Source organism: Arthrobacter sp. C152 (genome assembly GCF_054890965.1).
Genome location: NZ_JBTZSU010000001.1, coordinates 52,762 through 71,408 on the forward strand (window position 1 = coordinate 52,762; position 18,647 = coordinate 71,408).

Sequence of the window (18,647 nt, forward strand, 5' to 3'; positions counted from 1 at the left end):
CGTGGAGTTTATTAATGAGGCCGTGCTCCATGCAGCGGGCCAGTGGTGGATTTACCCCGTGCTGCTGGTGTTCTTCTTCGTTGACGGCTTCGCCATGGTGGTGCCCAGCGAGACCCTGATCGTGGCGCTGGCGGCGTTTTCCCGGCACAGCGGTGAACCCAACCTGTGGATCCTCGGCCTCACTGCACTGGTGGGCGCCATCTGCGGCGACAACATGGCGTTCATGCTGGGCCGCAAAATCGGCCTTGAGCGCTGGAAGTGGATGCGCCGGCCCAAGGTCCGCAAGGTCTTCGGCTGGGCCCGGTACGAACTGGACAAACGCGGCGCCGTACTCATCTTCACCGCCCGCTACATCCCGTGGGGCCGCGTGGCAGTCAACTACGTGGCGGGCAGCACCGGATTCTCGCACCGCCGGTTTTTCGTCCTTGATGCCGCCGCCTGCCTCACCTGGGTGGGCTACTCCATCGGCATCGGCCTGCTGGCCAGCTCCTTCCCCTGGCTGCACCACAACCCGCTGCTCAGCGCCGGCATCGCCGTCGTCTTCGCCATCGTGCTGGGGGTGGTCATCGACCACGCGCTCCGCTGGTGGCACAAACGCCTCGGCCGCCACGACACCCCGGAGACTCCCGGCACGGACGGCTGGGCGGACGGTTCCTCGGCCGGCGGCGGCCAGGACGGCCGTTCCGGCACCGTGGCGCTGGTAGTGCCCGCCGCCGAAGCCGGCCCCGCGGCCAAGTAGCGGCCACCTGGAGCGGCCCGCCGTGGACGGCTGGCTTTGAACACGGGCCCACCCTAAGGTGGGAACGTGACCGAGCCTATTGTTGACGCCGCCCCTGCCATCGATTTTGACCTGAAGAACCTGCCCAAGGTCTCCCTTCACGACCACCTGGACGGCGGACTCCGGCCGGCCACCATCATTGAACTGGCGGCGGCCGTCGGCCACACGCTTCCCTCCACGGACCCGGTGGCCCTGGGCCAGTGGTTCCGTGAGTCCGCGGACTCGGGCTCCCTGGTGCGCTACCTCGAGACCTTCGACCACGCCGTCGCCGTCATGCAGACCTCCGAAGGCCTGTTCCGGGTGGCCAAGGAATTCGTCGAGGACCTGGCGGACGACGGCGTGGTGTACGGCGAAGTGCGCTGGGCACCGGAACAGCACCTCCAGAAGGGCCTCACCCTCGACGAGGCAGTCGAAGCAGTCCAGGAAGGCCTGGAAGCCGGCGTCGAGGCTGTGGGGGAGAGCGGCCGCGAAATCCAGGTGGGCCAGCTGATCACGGCCATGCGGCACGCGGACCGCGGCCAGGAGATCGCCGAACTCGCCGTCCGCCACCGCAACAAGGGCGCCGTCGGCTTCGACATCGCCGGGGCGGAGGACGGGTTCCTTCCCTCCCGGTTCCGGGACGCGTTCACCTACCTCGCCCAGCACAACTTCCCGGCCACCGTCCACGCCGGCGAAGCGGCCGGCCTGGAGAGCATCCAGTCCGCCCTGGTTGACGGCCGGGCCCTGCGCCTGGGCCACGGCGTCCGCATCGCCGAGGACATCATGGTGGAATTCGACGACGACGACGAAACCGGGGAAACCGTGGGCCTGGTGACCCTGGGCGACCTCTCCAGCTGGGTCCGCGACCGCGGTATCCCGCTGGAAATCTGCCCGTCCTCCAACCTCCAGACCGGCGCGATCGCCGGCTTCGGCGAAGGCATCGAAAGCCACCCGCTGGACATGCTCTACCAGCTGGGCTTCAACGTCACCATCAACACCGACAACCGGCTGATGAGCGGCGTCACCCTGACGGACGAGTTCAACCTGCTGGTGGAAACCTTCGACTACGACCTCGATGACCTGCTCGAGCTGACCCTGAACGCGGCCGAGGCCTCCTTCCTGCCCCTGGAGGAAAAGGAAGCGCTGGTGGAGTACATCAACGACTCCTACGCCAACCTTGGCTGACCAGGCACCCATCGAGCAGCTGCTGGAGAAAATCGCGCAGCTGCGCGGGCACTGCCCCTGGATGGGCGCGCTGACCCACGCCTCCCTGGTGGAGTACCTCCTCGAGGAGGCGTACGAAGTCGCCGAAACCATCGAGGAAGGCCACCCCGACGCCGAACTCCTGGGCGAACTGGGCGACGTCCTGCTCCAGGTGGTGCTGCACGCCCGGCTCGCAGAGGAGCGCGGTGCCTTCACGTTCGACGACGTGGCACGCGGCCTGGTTGCCAAGATGGTCCGCCGCAATCCGCATGTGTTCCGGCCTGACGGCACCCTGCAGGACAGCTTCCCCGCCACGGTCGCGGAGATCGAGCAGACGTGGGATGCCGTCAAACGGGCCGAGAAACCGCACCGGACAGATCCCTTCGAGGGGATCCCGCAGGCCCTGCCCGCCCTGGCCAGGGCACACAAGGCGCTGGACCGCGCCGGACGCGCAGGACTGGGGCTGCCGCCGGGGGTTCCCGTCCCCGACGGCGAGGAAGAGCTCGGGGAGCTGCTGCTCGGCGTCGTGCGTTCCGCCCGGGACCGCGGCATGGACGCCGAGCGTGCCCTGCGGGGCGCCATCCTCCGGTACCAGTCCGATGCCGCCCCATCATGACGTCCGGAGCCGGACAGGTTTCCGTAACCCGCACCACTCTCGACTACGCTAGTCCGTGACGATCACGTCGAGTTTTTCTGCAACATCCCCCCGTTAATCGCCCATAAGGAGCAAATTCATGGCGCTTATCGATGCCATCCACGCCCGCGAGATCCTCGATTCCCGCGGCAACCCGACCGTTGAGGTCGAGGTCCTGCTTTCGGACGGCCAGATCGGCCGCGCAGCAGTTCCCTCCGGTGCTTCCACCGGCGAGCACGAGGCCGTTGAACTGCGCGACGGCGACAAGGGCCGTTACCTCGGCAAGGGTGTGCAGAAGGCCGTCGACGCCGTCATCGACCAGATCGCACCGGCCCTGACCGGCTTCGACGCCACCGACCAGCGCAGCATCGACCAGGCCATGCTGGACCTGGACGGCACCCCCAACAAGGGCAAGCTGGGCGCCAACGCCATCCTCGGTGTCTCCCTGGCCGTCGCCAACGCAGCGGCAGCCTCCGCTGACCTGCCCCTCTACAAGTACCTGGGCGGCCCCAACGCGCACGTCCTGCCGGTACCGCTGATGAACATCCTCAATGGTGGCTCACACGCCGACTCCGACGTCGACATCCAGGAATTCATGATCGCCCCGATCGGCGCTGAGACCTTCTCCGAGGGCCTGCGCTGGGGCGTTGAGGTCTACCACAACCTCAAGTCCGTGCTCAAGGAGCAGGGCCTGTCCACCGGCCTGGGCGACGAGGGCGGCTTCGCCCCCAACCTGCCGTCCAACCGCGCGGCACTGGACCTCATCACCGAAGCCATCAAGAACGCCGGCTACACCCCGGGCAAGGACATCGCCCTGGCACTGGACGTCGCCTCCTCCGAGTTCTACAAGGACGGCGCCTACCAGTTCGAGGGCAAGGCCCTGTCCGCCAGCGAGATGAGCGCCTACTACGCCGAGCTCGTGGCCGATTACCCGCTGGTGTCCATCGAGGACCCGCTGGACGAGAACGACTGGGACGGCTGGAAGACCCTCACCGACGCCATCGGCGACAAGGTCCAGCTGGTGGGCGACGACCTGTTCGTCACCAACCCCTCCATCCTGCAGCGCGGCATCGACACCCGGACCGCCAACTCGCTGCTGGTCAAGGTCAACCAGATCGGTTCCCTGACCGAGACCCTGGATGCCGTCAGCCTGGCCCAGCGTGCCGGCTACACCACCATCACCTCGCACCGCTCCGGCGAAACCGAGGACACCACGATCGCCGACATCTCGGTGGCCACCAACGCCGGCCAGATCAAGACCGGCGCTCCGGCCCGCTCCGAGCGCGTCGCCAAGTACAACCAGCTGCTGCGCATCGAAGAGGAACTCGACGACGCCGCACGCTACGCCGGACGCAGCGCGTTCCCGCGTTTCAAGGGCTAGTAGCCGCGTAATACCTGCAGCGGTGGCTATGGTTGAAAGACCATAGCCACCGCTGTCGTTTTCGGCAGCACCAGTTCCAGCCCAGATTTTGGCGGCCCCGGCAGGCTGCGTTTCAGGAGTGTCATGGCCACCCGCCGTCCCAAAGTCCCCAAGGTCGCCCGCACCAGTCCGCCCGGGGAGTCCGCCGAGGGCGCCGACGTCATCCGTGCCCACTTCGGCCCCGGCAAGGAACGCGCCGCAGGCGAATCCAAGGAAAGCACGGCCGGGGAGCCCCGCAGTGCCGGGGCGGAACGGCCGACGGCGGCGCGCACCACGCCGACGCGCGGCACCGGCAAGGACAGGACAGGCAAGGGGAGCAGTGCCACCGCCGGACACCCTGCCCAGGACGAGGACGCACCGCAGCCCGTCCCGGCCAAAGCCTTCTCCGGACGGATGCTTGCACTCGCCGTGGTCATGATTGCCATCACCATCATGCTCGCCCCCACGGTGAAGGTGTTCTTCGACAAGAAGGCGGAAATCGATGCGCTGAACGCCGACATCGCCGCACGCCAGGCCGAAGGTGACGTCCTGCGGCAGCAGGTCTCCCGCTGGCAGGACCCCAACTACGTGAAGCAGCAGGCGCGCGACCGCATTAACATGGTTATGCCGGGCGAAACCGGCTACTGGGTTTTCGGCAGCGACCTGCCGGCCGGAGAAAGCAGTAGCCCCACCGGCGCAGCAGCACAAGACCCCGCCGATCTGCCGTGGGTGGATTCCCTGTGGGAGTCCATCAGGCGCGCGGCCACAGACTGAACCGCACAGGAAGGACGGCCCGCGACAGTGGAAAACAACACGGCAGCCGCCCGGGACGAATCCCGCCAACCGACAGCACGAGACCTTGAAGTACTGAGCCGGCAGCTGGGACGCCCCGTCCGCGACGTCGTGGAAATCCCGGCACGCTGCGTGTGCGGCAACCCCCTCGTCGCCGCCACCGCGCCGCGGCTCAGCAACGGCACGCCGTTCCCCACCACCTTCTACCTGACGCACCCGGTCATCACGTCCGCGGTTTCCAGGCTGGAAGCCGGCGGAACCATGAATGACATGAACGACCAGCTCGCCGCCGATCCCGGCCTGGCCGCGGCCTACCGTGCCGCCCACGAGGCGTACCTTGCCGCCCGCGACGCGATCGGCCGGCGCTCGGGCATCGGAGCCGTCCCGGAAATCGACGGCGTTTCGGCCGGCGGGATGCCCACCCGCGTCAAGTGCCTGCACGTCCTGGTGGGCCATTCCCTGGCGGCGGGCAGCGGCGTCAACCCGCTGGGGGACCGGGCGCTGGAGATGATCAGCGAATGGTGGACCGCGGACAGGTGCTACTGCGACGGCGCCTGGGACACCGCCGGCGAAGCCCCTTCCAGGGACCTCAGCCGGCACGGACCCCAGGGCCTGCCGGACATCGTGGGCCGCCCGGCTCCCGTGCGGAAGTCCGCCGGCTCCGGGAAGGCAGCCGAATGACCCGCGTCGCCGCCATCGACTGCGGCACCAACTCCATCCGCCTCCTGATCGCCGACATCGACCGCGGTGACGACGGCACCAGGCTCACCGACGTCGTCCGCGAGATGCGCGTCGTCCGCCTGGGACAGGGCGTGGACGCCACGGGCGAGCTCGCGCCCGAGGCCCTGGAACGGACTTTCGCCGCCACCGCAGACTACGCCCGCCTGATCCGTGAACACGGCGCCACCCGTGTCCGGTTCGTGGCAACCTCAGCGAGCCGTGATGCCCGCAACCGCGACGTGTTCGTGGCCGGCATCAGGGACCTGCTGGGGGTGAAACCCGAAGTGATCTCCGGGGACGAGGAAGCGGCGCTGTCCTTCGCCGGCGCCAGCAGCGTCCTGCCCATCCTCGACGGCCACGAAGTGCTGGTGGTCGACCTCGGCGGGGGAAGCACCGAGTTCGTGCTGGGCACAGCCGCTGGCGTGACGGCGGCCAAGTCGGTGGACATCGGCTGCGTCCGGCTGACCGAACGGCACCTGCGCGACGATCCGCCCACCGCCGGCCAGATCGCCGCCGCGGAAGCCGACGTCGACGCCGCCATAGCCCGCGCCGGACGCGACGTGCCGCTGGAACGTGCCACCGCCGTCGTCGGTGTTGCCGGGTCCATCACCACCATCACCGCGCACGCCCTGCGCCTGCCGGAATACCGGCCCGACGCCATCCATGGCGCGGAACTGCCGATCGGCGAGGTCCGCGCCGCCGCCACCGACCTGCTCACCATGAGCCGGGACAAGCGCGCCGCCCTGCCCTACATGCATCCGGGCCGGGTTGACGTCATCGGCGCCGGGGGGCTGGTGTGGCGGCGCATCCTGGAACGCGTGGAAGCGTTGAGCGGCGGCAGGATCACGGCGGCCACCGCCAGCGAGCACGACATCCTCGACGGCATCGCCCTGAGCATCGGGTAGGCGGATGCAAACACCATCACCCGCACCCACCCTTTTCCGGCGGCTGGGCGCCGGCATGCTGGCCCTGCTGCTGCTTGCCTGCTGCCTGTGCGCCGGCCTGTTCACAGCCCCCGAAGCCAGTGCTGACGAATGGCGTGACAAGGAGTACTGGCTCGGGGACTCCGGCATCACCAAGGCCTGGGAGGTGTCAAAGGGCGCCAACGTCAAGGTGGCTGTGATCGACAGCGGCGTCGACGCCCAGCACCCGGACCTCAAGGGCGCTGTCACCGGCGGGTATGACGCCTCCGGCTCCGGCCAGCCCGACGGGCAGAAGAGCGTCGGTTCCAAACCGGAGCACGGCACCCTCGTTGCCACCATGCTGGCCGGACGCGGACACCAGCCCGCCAATGCCACCCCCAGCGCCAGCCCGAACCCCGGGCCGCCGCCGGAAGGCATCCTGGGCGTGGCCCCCGAAGCTCAGATCCTGTCCGTTTCCACGTGGCTGGGCTCACCCAACCCCGCCGGCAAGAGCGACCAGGACCAGATCCCCGAGGCCGTCCGCTGGGCCGTGGACAACGGCGCCAAGGTGATCAACATATCGCTGGGCAGCACCACGCCCGAGTGGCCACAGAGCTGGGACGCGGCGTTCCTCTATGCCGAACAGAAGGACGTGGTGATCGTCGCGGCCGCCGGCAACCGGGTGGGCGGCAACACCCAGGTGGGCGCTCCGGCCACCATCCCCGGCGTACTCACGGTGGCGGGCCTGGACCGCAAGAACGTGGCCAGCGTGGACGCGTCCTCCCAGGGGATCAGCATCGGCGTCGCTGCACCCGCCGAGAACCTGGTGGGCGGCCTTCCCGGCGGCAGCTACGCGGAATGGGCCGGAACCTCAGGGTCCACCCCGATCGTCGCCGGCGTGGCGGCCCTGATCCGTTCCAAGTGGCCCGACATGACCGCCGAGCAGGTGATCAACAGAATCGTCTCAACGGCCAAGGACGCCGGTGCCCCCGGGAAGGACCCGCTGTACGGTTACGGCATCCTAAACGCCGAAGCCGCCCTCAAGGCGGACGTCCCCGAGGTCACCGCCAACCCGCTGGGCTCGATCGCCGAGTGGATCCGCGTGCACCGGCGCGGCAACGCCGCGGCCCCCGCAGCCCCGCAGCCGGCGCCCACCCAGGTGCCGAGCGCCGCACCCACGCTGCCGGAGGCAACCGTACCCGCTGCCAAGGCGCCCTCCCAGCGGGACAGTGCCATTGGCGCCGCCGTCGTAATCGGGTTCGCCGCCCTCTTCGTAGCCATCATCGCGGCCGCGGTGGTGCAGCTCCGCCGCGCTGCCCGCAACCCGGCACTCGCCCGCGAGGAAGCCGATACCGGCGTGGTGGAAAAGGTGAATTCACGGCCGAATCCCTAGGTTACGCACCGGCCCGTGGCGGCTAGTGAAGATTTTCACAAACTCCTGTATCCTTAAATCATGGCAACCACCCCACAGCTCCAGGACCGTCCCCGCGTGCTCGTCGTCGGCGGCGGGTACGTCGGCCTGTACGTAGCACTGAAACTGCAGAAGAAGATCGCAAACGCCGGTGGCATCGTCACCGTCGTCGATCCGCTGCCCTACATGACTTACCAGCCCTTCCTTCCCGAGGTGGCCGGCGGCAACATCGAAGCCCGCCACGCTGTGGTGTCCCACCGCCAGCACCTCAAGCAGACGGAACTGATCCAGGGCCGCGTTACCTCGATCGACCACGAGAACCGGACTGCTGTCGTGGCTCCCGCCGACGGCGGCGAAAACTTCGAGATCCCGTACTTCGACGTCGTCCTCGCCGCCGGTGCCATCACCCGCACCTTCCCCATCAAGGGGCTGGCGGACAAGGGCATCGGCCTGAAGACCATCGAGGAAGCCGTTGCGCTGCGCAACAAGCTCCTGGAGCGCATCGAGGTTGCCTCCACCATGACCGACCCCGTGGCCCGCGCCCGGGCCCTCACCTTTGTGGTGGTCGGCGGTGGCTTCGCAGGCATCGAATGCATCACCGAGATGGAAGACCTCGCCCGCGCGGCCGTGCGCAACAACCCGCGCATCAAGCAGGAGGAAGTCCGCTTCGTCCTGGTCGAAGCCATGGGCCGGATCATGCCCGAGGTCACCGCGAAGCAGGCCGACTGGGTGGTTGAGCACCTGCGCAGCCGCGGCATCGAAGTTCTCCTGAACACCTCCCTGGACAGCGCAGAGGGCACCCTCAAGCTGATCAACCTCCCGGACAAGACCCCCGCGCAGGAATTCGAGGCCGACACCCTGGTGTGGACGGCCGGCGTGCAGGCGAACCCGATGGTCCGCTCCACCGACTTCCCGCTCGAACCCCGCGGCCGCGTCCGCGTCCTGCCCGACCTCCGCATCGCCGGCGACGAGGGCATCGTGGAGAACGCGTGGGCTGCCGGCGACATCGCCGCCGTGCCCGACCTCACCGGGAAGGGCCTGCCGGACGGCACCTGCGTCCCGAACGCCCAGCACGCCCTCCGCCAGGCCAAGCGCCTTGCCAAGAACCTGTGGGCCTCGCGCTGGGACAAGCCGCTGGCGGACTACAAGCACAAGAACCTCGGTGCTGTTGCCGGCTTCGGTGAATGGAAGGGTGTTGCCAACATCAACCTCCTGGGCCGCATCGGCCTCAAGGGCGGACTCGCCTGGCTGGCACACCGCGGCTACCACGGCCTGGCCATGCCCACCTTCGAGCGCAAGTTCCGCGTGATCCTGAACTGGATCATCGGCTTCTTCGCCGGACGCGACACCACCCAGCTGCTGGACCTGGACAACCCCCGCGGTGCGTTCGTGGCCGCTGCCACCCCGGCTCCGAAGCCGGCTGCTGCGCCCGCGCCCGTTCCGGCCGGCTCCGGTTCGACGGCCGCCGCGCCGAAGGAAACGGTGCCCGCCAGCGCCAAGTAGCCATCGCTGCAGGTTCCATAAGACGTACGACGGCGGCCGGTCCCTTTGTGGGGGCCGGCCGCCGTCGGCGTTTCCAGCCCGGGCCCCTTGGGCAGGTACCATTGACCCGGCGCCCCAGTAGCCCAATTGGCAGAGGCAGCGGACTTAAAATCCGCGTGTTGTGGGTTCGAGTCCCACCTGGGGTACATCGCGGCCGCGGCCACCCAGGCCCGCCGCCGCCGGAAGCCGCCTGTACCGCAGGCGGCTTCCGTCATTTAATTCCGGATAGGAAACGACTGTTATAAGGCTGTGACCTCAGTCACTCAGTTTCCCTGCGCTTCATGCATTAGCTTGAACCTAAATCAGGAACACCTGGTTTCACTCCGGGCGCCGCGGCGCCCCAAGGTTTCCGCATACGCATCGCATGGCACTGTTTCGGAAGGCAGACACATGTACCGAAAGAAAGTCCTAACCTCGTTGGCAGCAGCCGCCACATTCAGCATGCTGCTTTCGGCCTGCGCCAACCAGGCGGGCCCCGGCACTACTGAAAGTTCGGGCGCGTCCGGCAAAGTGAATATCCCCGCGATCTCCAAAGTGGATGTCCCTTCCGGTGCGGTCAAGCCAGCCGGCGACGGCAAGGCAACCTGCCCCTCCACCACCACCCTCGCCTACGCCGGTGCCCAGACCGGCCCCAACGCGCAGCTCGGCGTCAACATCTTCAACGGCATCCAGCTGGCCATCGACCAGCACAACAAGGCCAACCCGGGCTGCCAGGTGCAGTTCAAGAAGTTCGACACTGAAGGCGACCCGAACAAGGCGACCGGCCCGGTCACCCAGCTGGTCAGCGAGCCGGACATCGTCGGCGTCATCGGCCTCCCGTTCTCCGGTGAGTCCAAGGCCACGGGCAACATCTTCGAGCAGAAGGGCCTGGTGCACATCACGCCGTCGGCCACGAACCCGACCCTTACCGAGAATGGCTGGACCACGTTCTACCGGGGCCTGGGCAACGACGCCGTGCAGGGCCCCGCCGCAGCCAAGTTCCTGACGGGCAAGCTCGGGGCCAAGAAGGTGTACCTGGTCCAGGACGACTCCGACTACGGCATTGGCCTGGGAACGTCCACGTCCGCCGGCCTGGGCAGCGCCCTCGCAGGTACGGAGAAGGTGACCACGGGGCAGAAGGACTTCTCGGCGGTCATCTCCAAGATCATGAACGCCAAGGCTGACGCGGTCTTCTATTCCGGCTACTACGCCGAAGGCGCCCCCTTCGACCAGCAGCTCGTCGGCAAGGGCTTCACCGGCACCTTCGTGGCTCCGGACGGCGTGAAGGATGACCAGTTCATCAAGCAGGCAGGCGACGCATCCAACAACGCGTACTTCACCTGCCCCTGCATCCCGGGTGAACTGATCCCTGATTTCGCCTCGGCCTACAAGGACCTCGCCAAGGGCGCCGAACCCGGCACGTACTCGATCGAGGGCTACGACGCCGCCACCGTCCTCCTCTCAGGCATCGACGCCGGCAAGCAAAGCCGCGCCGACCTGCTCGGCTGGGTCAAGTCCTACGACAAGGACGGACTGAGTAAGCACTACAAGTGGGACGCCAAGGGCGAGCTCCAGGCACCCACGGTTTACGGCTACAAGGTGGAGAACGGGAAGATCGTTCCCATCGGCCCGATCGGGGAGTAGCAGCCCGGCGGAACAACGGCTGTGGGGCCAGCAATTGCGGGCCCCACAGCCTTTTCTTCGCTTGGCGGCAACCCAGCACCACACGTCTCTAGACATTATTCCCACGGCCGGGCCCCGGCGGCCGCGTGCAACTGGATCAGGATGTTCCCATGCTCCCCACTCTTGTCCAACTACTTCCCACCGAAAATGACTGGATCACCTTCGACATACCGTCCCTGGCGCAAAACTTCTGGAGCGCCACCTTTGATGGACTGACCTTCGGCGCCATTTACGCCCTGGTCGCCCTCGGCTACACCCTGGTCTACGGTGTCCTGAACCTCATCAACTTCGCCCACTCAGAGGTGTTCATCGTTGGCTGCTACGCCGTCTTCTTCACCCTGAGCAGCCTCGGGTTCGGCCCCTCCGTTCCCCGGCTGGGCCTGCCTGCCATCATCCTTAACCTGCTGCTGGCGCTGGTCCTGGCCATGGTCGCCTCCGCCGTGACAGCCTTCCTCCTGGAGCGGATCGCCTACAAGCCGCTGCGCCAACGCAACGCGCCGCGCCTGGTCTTCCTGATCACCGCGATCGGTGCCTCCTTCACCATCCAGTACCTCATCTACCTGTGGCGCGGACCCAGCCCCGAACTTGCGTTGACGATGTTCCGGCCCACGCCCATCTTCGACGTCTTCGGCACCATCGTCGATTCCCAGCAGCTGGTGATCATCATCGCCGCGGTCATCATGATGATCGGCATCGACCGGTTCATCAGCAAGTCACGCACGGGCCGCGGTATCCGCGCCGTCGCGCAGGACCCCGACACCGCCACGTTGATGGGCGTGAACAAAGAGCGCATCATTATTACCACCTTCGTCATCGGAGGCCTGCTTGCAGGAGCCGCCGCCTTGTTCTACGTCATGAAAATCCCCTCCGGTGTCCAGTACAGCGGCGGGTTCGTGCTGGGCATCAAGGCGTTCGCCGCCGCCGTACTGGGCGGTATCGGCAACGTCCGCGGCGCCCTGCTCGGCGGCCTGCTGCTTGGCCTGATCGGCAACTACGGCCAGATCCTGCTGGGCAACTCCCAGTGGACCGACGTCGTCGCGTTCGTGGTGCTGGTCCTCGTGCTGCTGCTGCGGCCGGAAGGCATCCTCGGAACCTCCCTTGGAAGGAGCAAAGCATGAGCATGACCGACGGCCCCACGCCGCTGCCCACGGCGGCCGCGGAGCAGGCTGCGGAGGACCGCGAAGCGTCATCGAAGGGCGCCGGCAAGAGCGACCTCCGGCAGCGCGGCAAGCGCAGGGGCGGCTACCTTTCCGACCGCTGGCACGCGCTGTCCCGCCAGCAGCAATGGGCGTTCCTGGTCATCGTCGTTGTCCTCGCCTACCTCCTTCCACTGCTCAATCCGCCCATCATCACCACCGAACCCGGCAACAACTTCGCGCTGGCATGCTTCGACATGGCACGCTTCGCGCTCATCGCCGTCGGCCTGAACGTGGTGGTGGGGTATGCCGGTCTGCTGGACCTTGGCTACGTCGCATTTTTCGCCGTGGGCTCCTATTGCGCCGCAATGCTCACCAGCCCGGACTCGCCCTACCTCCACATCCCGTACCTCTGGACGATTCCGGTGGCCATGGCGGTGACCATGTTCTTCGGGGTGATCCTGGGCGTGCCCACGCTGCGGCTCAGGGGCGACTACCTGGCCATCGTCACGCTCGGGTTCGGTGAAATCGTGCGCATCCTCGCCACGATCATCCCCGCCATGAAGGGCCAGGTTGGCTTCCAGAACGTCGGCCACCCACCGGGCCTGGAGCCCAGCGGTGCGCCGATCTTCTCCAACTCCAACGGGGTGCCCTGGTACTGGCTGACGCTGACCATCATCATCATCGTCACCCTCCTGGTGGGCAACCTGGAACGCAGCCGTGTGGGCCGGGCCTGGATCGCCATCCGCGAGGACGAGGACGCCGCCGAAATCATGGGCGTTCCCACGTTCAAATACAAGGTGTGGGCCTTCGCTATCGGCGCCGCGATCGGCGGCCTGTCCGGCGCCTTGTTCGCCGGGCAGGTGGGCTTTGTCAACAACCAGAAGTTCGACGTCACCACGTCCATCCTGTTCCTCGCCGCCGTCGTGCTGGGCGGCGCCGGCAACAAGGTGGGCGCCATCCTCGGCGGTGCCCTGGTCAGCTACATTCCGCTGCGGTTCACCGCCATCGCCGAATACAAGTACCTGATCTTCGGCATCGCGCTGGTGCTGATCATGATCTTCCGGTCCCAGGGCCTGCTCCCGGCGCGCCAGCGCCTGCTCGCCTACGGCCGGAGTGCGCTGAACCAGGTGACCGGCAAGGGCACGGGACCGAAGGACACCGACGTGCCGCCCGCGGGTCCGGAGATCCCGGCAAGCCGGCAGAGAGGAGCGGAGGCATGAGCCCCGAGGAACGGAACAGCGGGTCCAGCAGCATTGAGGAGCAGCCGGCCCGGACTCCTGCTGCAGAGGAGGGCCCGGGAACGCCCATCGCCCCCGAGTTGGACATGGAAGCCCTCGCGGAAGCCGGCGTGGACCAGGAGCTGGCCGAGAAGGTTGCCCCCGACCGCGACATCGCGGTCAAGGTGGGCGACAACATCGTGGAAGTGCAGAACCTCACTATCAAGTTCGGCGGCCTGGTGGCCCTGGACAACGTCAGCTTCAACATTAAGCGCGGCGAAATCCTGGGGTTGATCGGCCCCAACGGGGCCGGGAAGACCACCTGCTTCAACGCCATGACCGGCGTCTACAAACCCACCAGCGGCCAGGTGATGCTGGAGGGGCAGGTTCTGAACGGCATCAAGCAGCACAAGATCACCCGGCTGGGCCTGTCGCGCACCTTCCAGAACATCCGGCTGTTCGGGGAGATGACTGCCCTGGAAAATGTTGTGGTGGGCCTGGACGCACGGCACCGTACCAGCGTGGGCGGAGCCCTGCTGCGCCTGCCCACCCACATCAGGGAGGAAAAGTCGGCCATTGAGCGCGGCATGGCCCTGCTGGACTTCGTGGGCATCGCCTCCCATGCGCATGTCCTGTCGCGCCAGCTGCCCTATGGGTACCAGCGGAGGCTGGAGATTGCCCGTGCCCTGGCCACCGACCCCAAAGTGCTCTGCCTTGACGAGCCCGCTGCCGGCTTCAACCCTGCGGAGAAGGAGGAGCTCATGGCCCTGATCCGCACGATCCGGGACGAGGGCTATACCGTGCTCCTGATCGAGCACGACATGAAGCTCGTCATGGGTGTGACGGACCGGATCGTGGTGCTGGAATTCGGCAAGAAAATCGCGGACGGACTGCCCCGCGAAATCCGTGAAGACCCGCGTGTTATTGCCGCCTACCTAGGGGAGCCTGAAGATGACGTTGCTTGAACTCAAGGGAGTGTCCGTGCACTACGGACGCATCCAGGCCCTGCGGGACATCTCCTTCACCGTCAATGAAGGTGAAGTGGTGGCCCTGATCGGCGCCAACGGTGCGGGCAAGACCACCACCATGCGGACCATCTCGGGCCTGCTGCACTGTTCGCAGGGAAAGATCACTTTCGCGGGGCAGGACATCACCAAGATGAAGGCCCACATCCGCGTTGTCCACGGGATTTCCCAGGCTCCGGAAGGACGCGGCATCTTCCCGGGAATGACCGTCATGGAAAACCTGGACATGGGGACCTTCGGCCGCAAGGACAGGAGTGGCGTCGCCAAGGACCTGGAGCGTGTCTTTGACCTGTTTCCCCGGCTGAAGGAGCGCGAAAAGCAGTTCGGCGGCACCATGTCAGGTGGGGAACAACAGATGCTTGCCATCGGCCGGGCATTGATGTCCAACCCGAAGCTGCTGCTGCTCGACGAGCCGTCCATGGGCCTGGCACCGCAGTTCATCCGCCAGATCTTCAAGATCATCAAGGAGATCAACAAACAGGGCACCACGGTCCTGATGGTGGAGCAGAACGCCAACCAGGCGCTGGCAGGTGCCCACCGGGCGTTCGTCCTGGAGACCGGTGAGATCACGCACAGCGGCACCGGCAAGGAACTCCTGGAGGACCCTTCCGTCAAGGAGGCCTACCTGGGCGTCGGGTAGCAGGCGGCGCCCGGACTCGGGCCGGAAGGGCGCCGGCCGGAAGGGCGCAAGGGTCACGGTTAGGTTTCGGCCGGCAGGCGGCGGGAACTTTCAGGATCGGCCTGACGTGGGACTTGGTAGCGTACGAATACATCCATCACCCACACCCCACATGGAGGAACCCCGCAATGGCACTTGGCGGCAACCCGATCTTCAACGGAAAGAGTTTCCGTGGCGCCACCCAGGCGGCGCCTGTCCCGCCGGCTCCTTACGGCGCTCCCTACGGGCAGCAGCCATACGCCCAGGCCCCCTATGGCCAGCCGTACGGCCAGCAGGGCTGGAACACGCAGCCGCAAAGCATGACCGATGAGCAGCTGCGCCAGATGTACAGCCAGCCCTCGGCCGGCCCCGCAGATACCGGGCGGATGACGTTCGACGACGTCATCATGAAGACGGCGGCCTGCCTCGGCGCCGTGCTGGTGGGCGCCGCCATTACCCTCACGGTGGGGCTCCCGCTGGCCTCCATGCTGATGATCGTCGGTGCCCTGGGCGGGTTCGTGCTCGCCCTGGTCAACACCTTCAAGAAGCAGCCCTCGCCGGCACTGATCCTCGCCTACGCTGCGCTGGAAGGACTCTTCCTTGGCGGCCTCACCCGGATCCTGGACACGCAGTTCCCCGGCGTCGGCCTGCAGGCCGTCATCGGCACCCTGTCCGTGTTCGCCGTGACGCTGGTCCTCTTCAAGAGCGGCAAGGTCCGCGCCACCCCGAAAGCCATGCGGTTCTTCATGATCGCGGTCATCGGATATGCCGTGTTCGCCCTGGTCAACATGGTGATGATGTGGACCGGGGTGCTGCAGCAGCCGTTCGGCCTGCGCAGTGTTGAGATCATGGGCATCCCGCTGGGCGTCTTCATCGGCCTGCTGGCCATCGGCCTCGCGGCGTTCTCGCTCATCATGGACTTCACCAGCATTGAGGAGGGCGTCCGCAGCGGCGCTCCGCAGCGGTTCTCCTGGACTGCCGCCTTCGGCCTCACCGTCACGCTGGTCTGGCTCTATGTGGAGATCATCCGCCTGCTCGCCATCCTCCGCGGCGACGACTAGGCACTCCGGCAGCGTCCGCCGTCGTAAACCAAAAGACCGTGGGCCCCACCAAACTGGTGGGGCCCACGGTCTTTAAGCTGCTGCCCGCATCAACGGGCCGGAGCGCCCCCGGCGATGCGCATGGCTCCGGCGGCAGGGGAGACGGTGAAGATGTCCGGCGCCGCAAAGCCGGCGTCGGCGAAAGCCTTGGCGACGGCGTCACGCACCTTGTGTTCGGCGTCTACCGGTGTCAGGGCGATCGCCGCCCCGCCGAAGCCGCCGCCGGTCATCCGGGCACCAATCGCTCCGCTGGCCCGGGCCGTGTCCACGGCCAGGTCCAGTTCCGGACAGGAGATCTCGAAGTCGTCGCGCATGGAGGCATGGCTGGCGTCCAGCAGGGGGCCAATGGCCGCCGGACCCTGGCCGCCCAGCAGTTCCACCGTCTGGAGCACGCGGTCGTTCTCGGTGACCACATGGCGTACCCGCCGGAACGTGACTTCATCGAGGAGCCCGCTGGCCTCCTCGAGGTCGCCCACCTCCACATCCCTCAGGGCTTTGACGCCCAGCACCTCGGCGCCGAGCTCGCATGATGCCCGCCGGGAGGCGTAGCCGCCGTCGGCATGGGAGTGCGACACCTTGGTGTCAATCACCAGCAGCACCAGGCCGGCCGGTTCGGTCTCGAAGGGCACCAGGCGGGCCTGCTGGTTGCGGCAGTCCAGAAAGACGGCGTGCCCCTTTGAACCACGCAGCGACGCCGACTGGTCCATGATGCCGGTGGGTGCACCGACGAAGTCGTTTTCCGCCTGCTGGGTGGCCAGGACCATGTCCTCGGCCCCCAGACCGGCGCCGGTGAGCTCGTTCAGGGCGGAGATGACGGCACATTCAATGGCGTGCGAGGACGAGAGTCCTGCGCCGAGCGGGACGTTCGAGTCCAGCAGCAGGTCCACTCCGGGGACGTCGATGCCGCGCTCGCGCAGGGCCCACATGACGCCAAGCGGATACTTGGTCCACCCCTTGGCGGTGCCGGGCCGCAGCGACTGGACCGACGCGGTGACCACGCCCTGGTCCCCGTAGGTGGACAGCAGGCGCACGGTTGAATCCGTGCGGACCCTGACCGCCACCCGTGCCGTGCGGTCAATGGCGAACGGAAGGACGAACCCCTCGTTGTAGTCGGTGTGTTCCCCGATGAGGTTCACCCGCCCCGGCGCCTGCCAGACGCCGTCGGGCCTGCTGCCGAACTCCCGGGTGAAGCGGTCGGTCAATTCCCGGGCTTCGTCCGTTGCAGGACCGTCGCCGGGACGCGGGGCGGTGCTCATGCGGAGGCTCCTTCCGGTGTTGCCGCGAGTGCGGCAACGGGCTGGGACGACGGCGGGACGGCAACATGGCGCAGCCGTTCCGCCACGCTTTCCGGTGTGGTGTCGTTGATGAACGCACCCATGGCTGCTTCCGAACCCGCGAGGTACTTCAGCTTATCCGCGGCGCGGCGCGGGGAGGTCAGTTGCAGGTGCAGGTAGCCCGCGGGCCTCAACACGTCGTCCAGCGGCGCCTGGTGCCACGCGGAGATGTACGGGGTGGGTGTGGGGTAAAGGGCATCGACGCGCCGGAGCAGGTCCAGGTACAGGTGCGCGAGTTCATCCTTTTCCTCCCCGTTCAATGCCGCGAGGTCCGGAACGTGCCGGTGGGGCACCAGGTGGACCTCCAGGGGCCAGCGGGCGGCGAAGGGGACATAGGCGCTGAAATTGGCGCCTTCCAGGACCATCCGGCTGCCGTCCTCCCGCTCGGCGTGCAGCAGGGAGCCCGTCAGGGTTTCCCTGCCGTCCTTCGAGTCGTAGTATTTCCGGGCCGCCGCACCCAGGACACCGGCGCGCGGAGTGATGTAGGGGTAGGCGTAAATCTGCCCGTGCGGGTGGTGCAGCGTGACGCCGATGTCCGCGCCACGGTTTTCGAACGGGAACACCTGTTTGATGCCCTCCATGGCGCTGAGCGCGGCGGTACGCTGCGCCCAGGCCTCGATCACCGTGCGCGACCGCTCCGGGCCCAGGCCACTGAACGAACCCGTGTGCTCCGGGGTGAAGGAGACGACTTCGCAGCGGCCGTAGGCCGGTCCCTTCGTTCCCCACGCCGGGTCCGCCGGGACCGGCCCGAGAGCAGGGCCCAGGGAGGGGAAGCGGTTTTCGAAAACGACGACGTCGTAGTCCGCTGCAGGAATTTCCGAGGCGTTGGCCGGGGTGGTGGGGCAGATCGGGCACTGGTCAGCCGGTGGCAGGTGGGTGCGCGTTTGCCGGTGCGCTGCGACGGCCACCCACTCGTCCGTCAAGGCATCGAAACGGATCTCGCCCGGTTCCCCCCGGGGCGGCAGCCCGCGGTGGTCGGTCGTGAGGTCTGCGGCGCGGGAAGCCGTGGTAGCGGCGTCGTCGAAGTAAATCAGTTCGCGGCCGTCAGAAAGTTTGGTGCTGGTGATCCCGGTCATGAGGAAATCTTCCCACAAACGATCAAGAATGAATAGTTAACAACAAAAAGTAACAGAGTGCTGGTGGAGGAGTGGC

At 67.1% G+C, this 18,647-nt stretch carries 17 protein-coding genes and 1 tRNA gene; 16 read left to right on the forward strand and 2 right to left on the reverse strand.

Annotated features, from left to right (window positions below):
* Position 1 precedes the first annotated feature (1 nt).
* The 16 genes from ACYSM9_RS00240 to ACYSM9_RS00315 all read left to right on the forward strand — a co-directional run bounded on the left by ACYSM9_RS00240 (position 2) and on the right by ACYSM9_RS00315 (position 16,122).
* On the forward strand, positions 2–739 hold the full coding sequence (locus ACYSM9_RS00240) for a DedA family protein (protein ID WP_461854975.1): 738 nt from the start codon (positions 2–4) through the stop codon (positions 737–739).
* Between the two features lie 66 nt (positions 740–805).
* The gene (locus ACYSM9_RS00245) at positions 806–1,942 is read left to right on the forward strand and encodes an adenosine deaminase (RefSeq protein ID WP_461854976.1); all 1,137 of its coding nucleotides are present in this window, start codon (positions 806–808) and stop codon (positions 1,940–1,942) included.
* A 61-nt stretch (positions 1,943–2,003) separates the two neighbouring features.
* Positions 2,004–2,576 carry a MazG nucleotide pyrophosphohydrolase domain-containing protein gene (locus ACYSM9_RS00250; RefSeq protein ID WP_461855194.1) on the forward strand — a complete coding sequence of 191 codons (573 nt, stop codon included), beginning with the start codon at positions 2,004–2,006 and terminating at the stop codon, positions 2,574–2,576.
* A gap of 118 nt (positions 2,577–2,694) precedes the next feature.
* Positions 2,695–3,975 (forward strand): phosphopyruvate hydratase, encoded by a 1,281-nt coding sequence (gene eno / locus ACYSM9_RS00255; RefSeq protein WP_461854977.1) that lies wholly within the window; start codon positions 2,695–2,697, stop codon positions 3,973–3,975.
* A gap of 123 nt (positions 3,976–4,098) precedes the next feature.
* Positions 4,099–4,767 carry an FtsB family cell division protein gene (locus ACYSM9_RS00260; RefSeq protein ID WP_461854978.1) on the forward strand — a complete coding sequence of 223 codons (669 nt, stop codon included), beginning with the start codon at positions 4,099–4,101 and terminating at the stop codon, positions 4,765–4,767.
* Between the two features lie 27 nt (positions 4,768–4,794).
* Entirely contained in the window at positions 4,795–5,466 is a 672-nt protein-coding gene (locus ACYSM9_RS00265; RefSeq protein WP_461854979.1) for a DUF501 domain-containing protein, read from the forward strand.
* The gene (locus tag ACYSM9_RS00270) at positions 5,463–6,410 is read left to right on the forward strand and encodes a Ppx/GppA phosphatase family protein (protein WP_461854980.1); all 948 of its coding nucleotides are present in this window, start codon (positions 5,463–5,465) and stop codon (positions 6,408–6,410) included. The genes ACYSM9_RS00265 and ACYSM9_RS00270 overlap by 4 nt, the downstream gene beginning before the upstream one ends.
* 4 nt (positions 6,411–6,414) lie before the next feature.
* Positions 6,415–7,800: a S8 family serine peptidase gene (locus ACYSM9_RS00275; protein ID WP_461854981.1), complete on the forward strand. Its 1,386-nt coding sequence runs from the start codon at positions 6,415–6,417 to the stop codon at positions 7,798–7,800.
* A gap of 60 nt (positions 7,801–7,860) precedes the next feature.
* Entirely contained in the window at positions 7,861–9,321 is a 1,461-nt protein-coding gene (locus ACYSM9_RS00280) for an NAD(P)/FAD-dependent oxidoreductase (protein ID WP_461854982.1), read from the forward strand.
* A 111-nt stretch (positions 9,322–9,432) separates the two neighbouring features.
* A tRNA-Leu gene (locus ACYSM9_RS00285) sits at positions 9,433–9,506 on the forward strand.
* Positions 9,507–9,750: 244 nt separating this feature from the next.
* Complete coding sequence (locus ACYSM9_RS00290; protein WP_461854983.1) at positions 9,751–10,983, forward strand: branched-chain amino acid ABC transporter substrate-binding protein; 1,233 nt, start codon at positions 9,751–9,753, stop codon at positions 10,981–10,983.
* Positions 10,984–11,132: 149 nt separating this feature from the next.
* Positions 11,133–12,140, forward strand: coding sequence for a branched-chain amino acid ABC transporter permease (locus tag ACYSM9_RS00295; protein WP_461854984.1), 1,008 nt, complete (start codon positions 11,133–11,135; stop codon positions 12,138–12,140).
* The gene (locus tag ACYSM9_RS00300) at positions 12,137–13,381 is read left to right on the forward strand and encodes a branched-chain amino acid ABC transporter permease (RefSeq protein WP_461854985.1); all 1,245 of its coding nucleotides are present in this window, start codon (positions 12,137–12,139) and stop codon (positions 13,379–13,381) included. The genes ACYSM9_RS00295 and ACYSM9_RS00300 overlap by 4 nt, the downstream gene beginning before the upstream one ends.
* On the forward strand, positions 13,378–14,343 hold the full coding sequence (locus ACYSM9_RS00305) for an ABC transporter ATP-binding protein (protein ID WP_461854986.1): 966 nt from the start codon (positions 13,378–13,380) through the stop codon (positions 14,341–14,343). Before ACYSM9_RS00300 ends, ACYSM9_RS00305 begins: the two co-directional genes overlap by 4 nt.
* Positions 14,330–15,043 carry an ABC transporter ATP-binding protein gene (locus tag ACYSM9_RS00310; protein WP_461854987.1) on the forward strand — a complete coding sequence of 238 codons (714 nt, stop codon included), beginning with the start codon at positions 14,330–14,332 and terminating at the stop codon, positions 15,041–15,043. The genes ACYSM9_RS00305 and ACYSM9_RS00310 overlap by 14 nt, the downstream gene beginning before the upstream one ends.
* A gap of 167 nt (positions 15,044–15,210) precedes the next feature.
* Positions 15,211–16,122: a Bax inhibitor-1/YccA family membrane protein gene (locus ACYSM9_RS00315; RefSeq protein WP_461854988.1), complete on the forward strand. Its 912-nt coding sequence runs from the start codon at positions 15,211–15,213 to the stop codon at positions 16,120–16,122.
* An 89-nt stretch (positions 16,123–16,211) separates the two neighbouring features.
* Here the strand turns inward: ACYSM9_RS00315 and galK are convergent, their stop codons facing one another.
* Complete coding sequence (galK, locus tag ACYSM9_RS00320; RefSeq protein ID WP_461854989.1) at positions 16,212–17,417, reverse strand: galactokinase; 1,206 nt, start codon at positions 17,415–17,417, stop codon at positions 16,212–16,214.
* Positions 17,414–18,571, reverse strand: a complete 1,158-nt coding sequence (galT, locus tag ACYSM9_RS00325; RefSeq protein ID WP_461854990.1) for a galactose-1-phosphate uridylyltransferase — start codon at positions 18,569–18,571, stop codon at positions 17,414–17,416. Before galT ends, galK begins: the two co-directional genes overlap by 4 nt.
* Between the last annotated feature and the right edge of the window lie 76 nt (positions 18,572–18,647).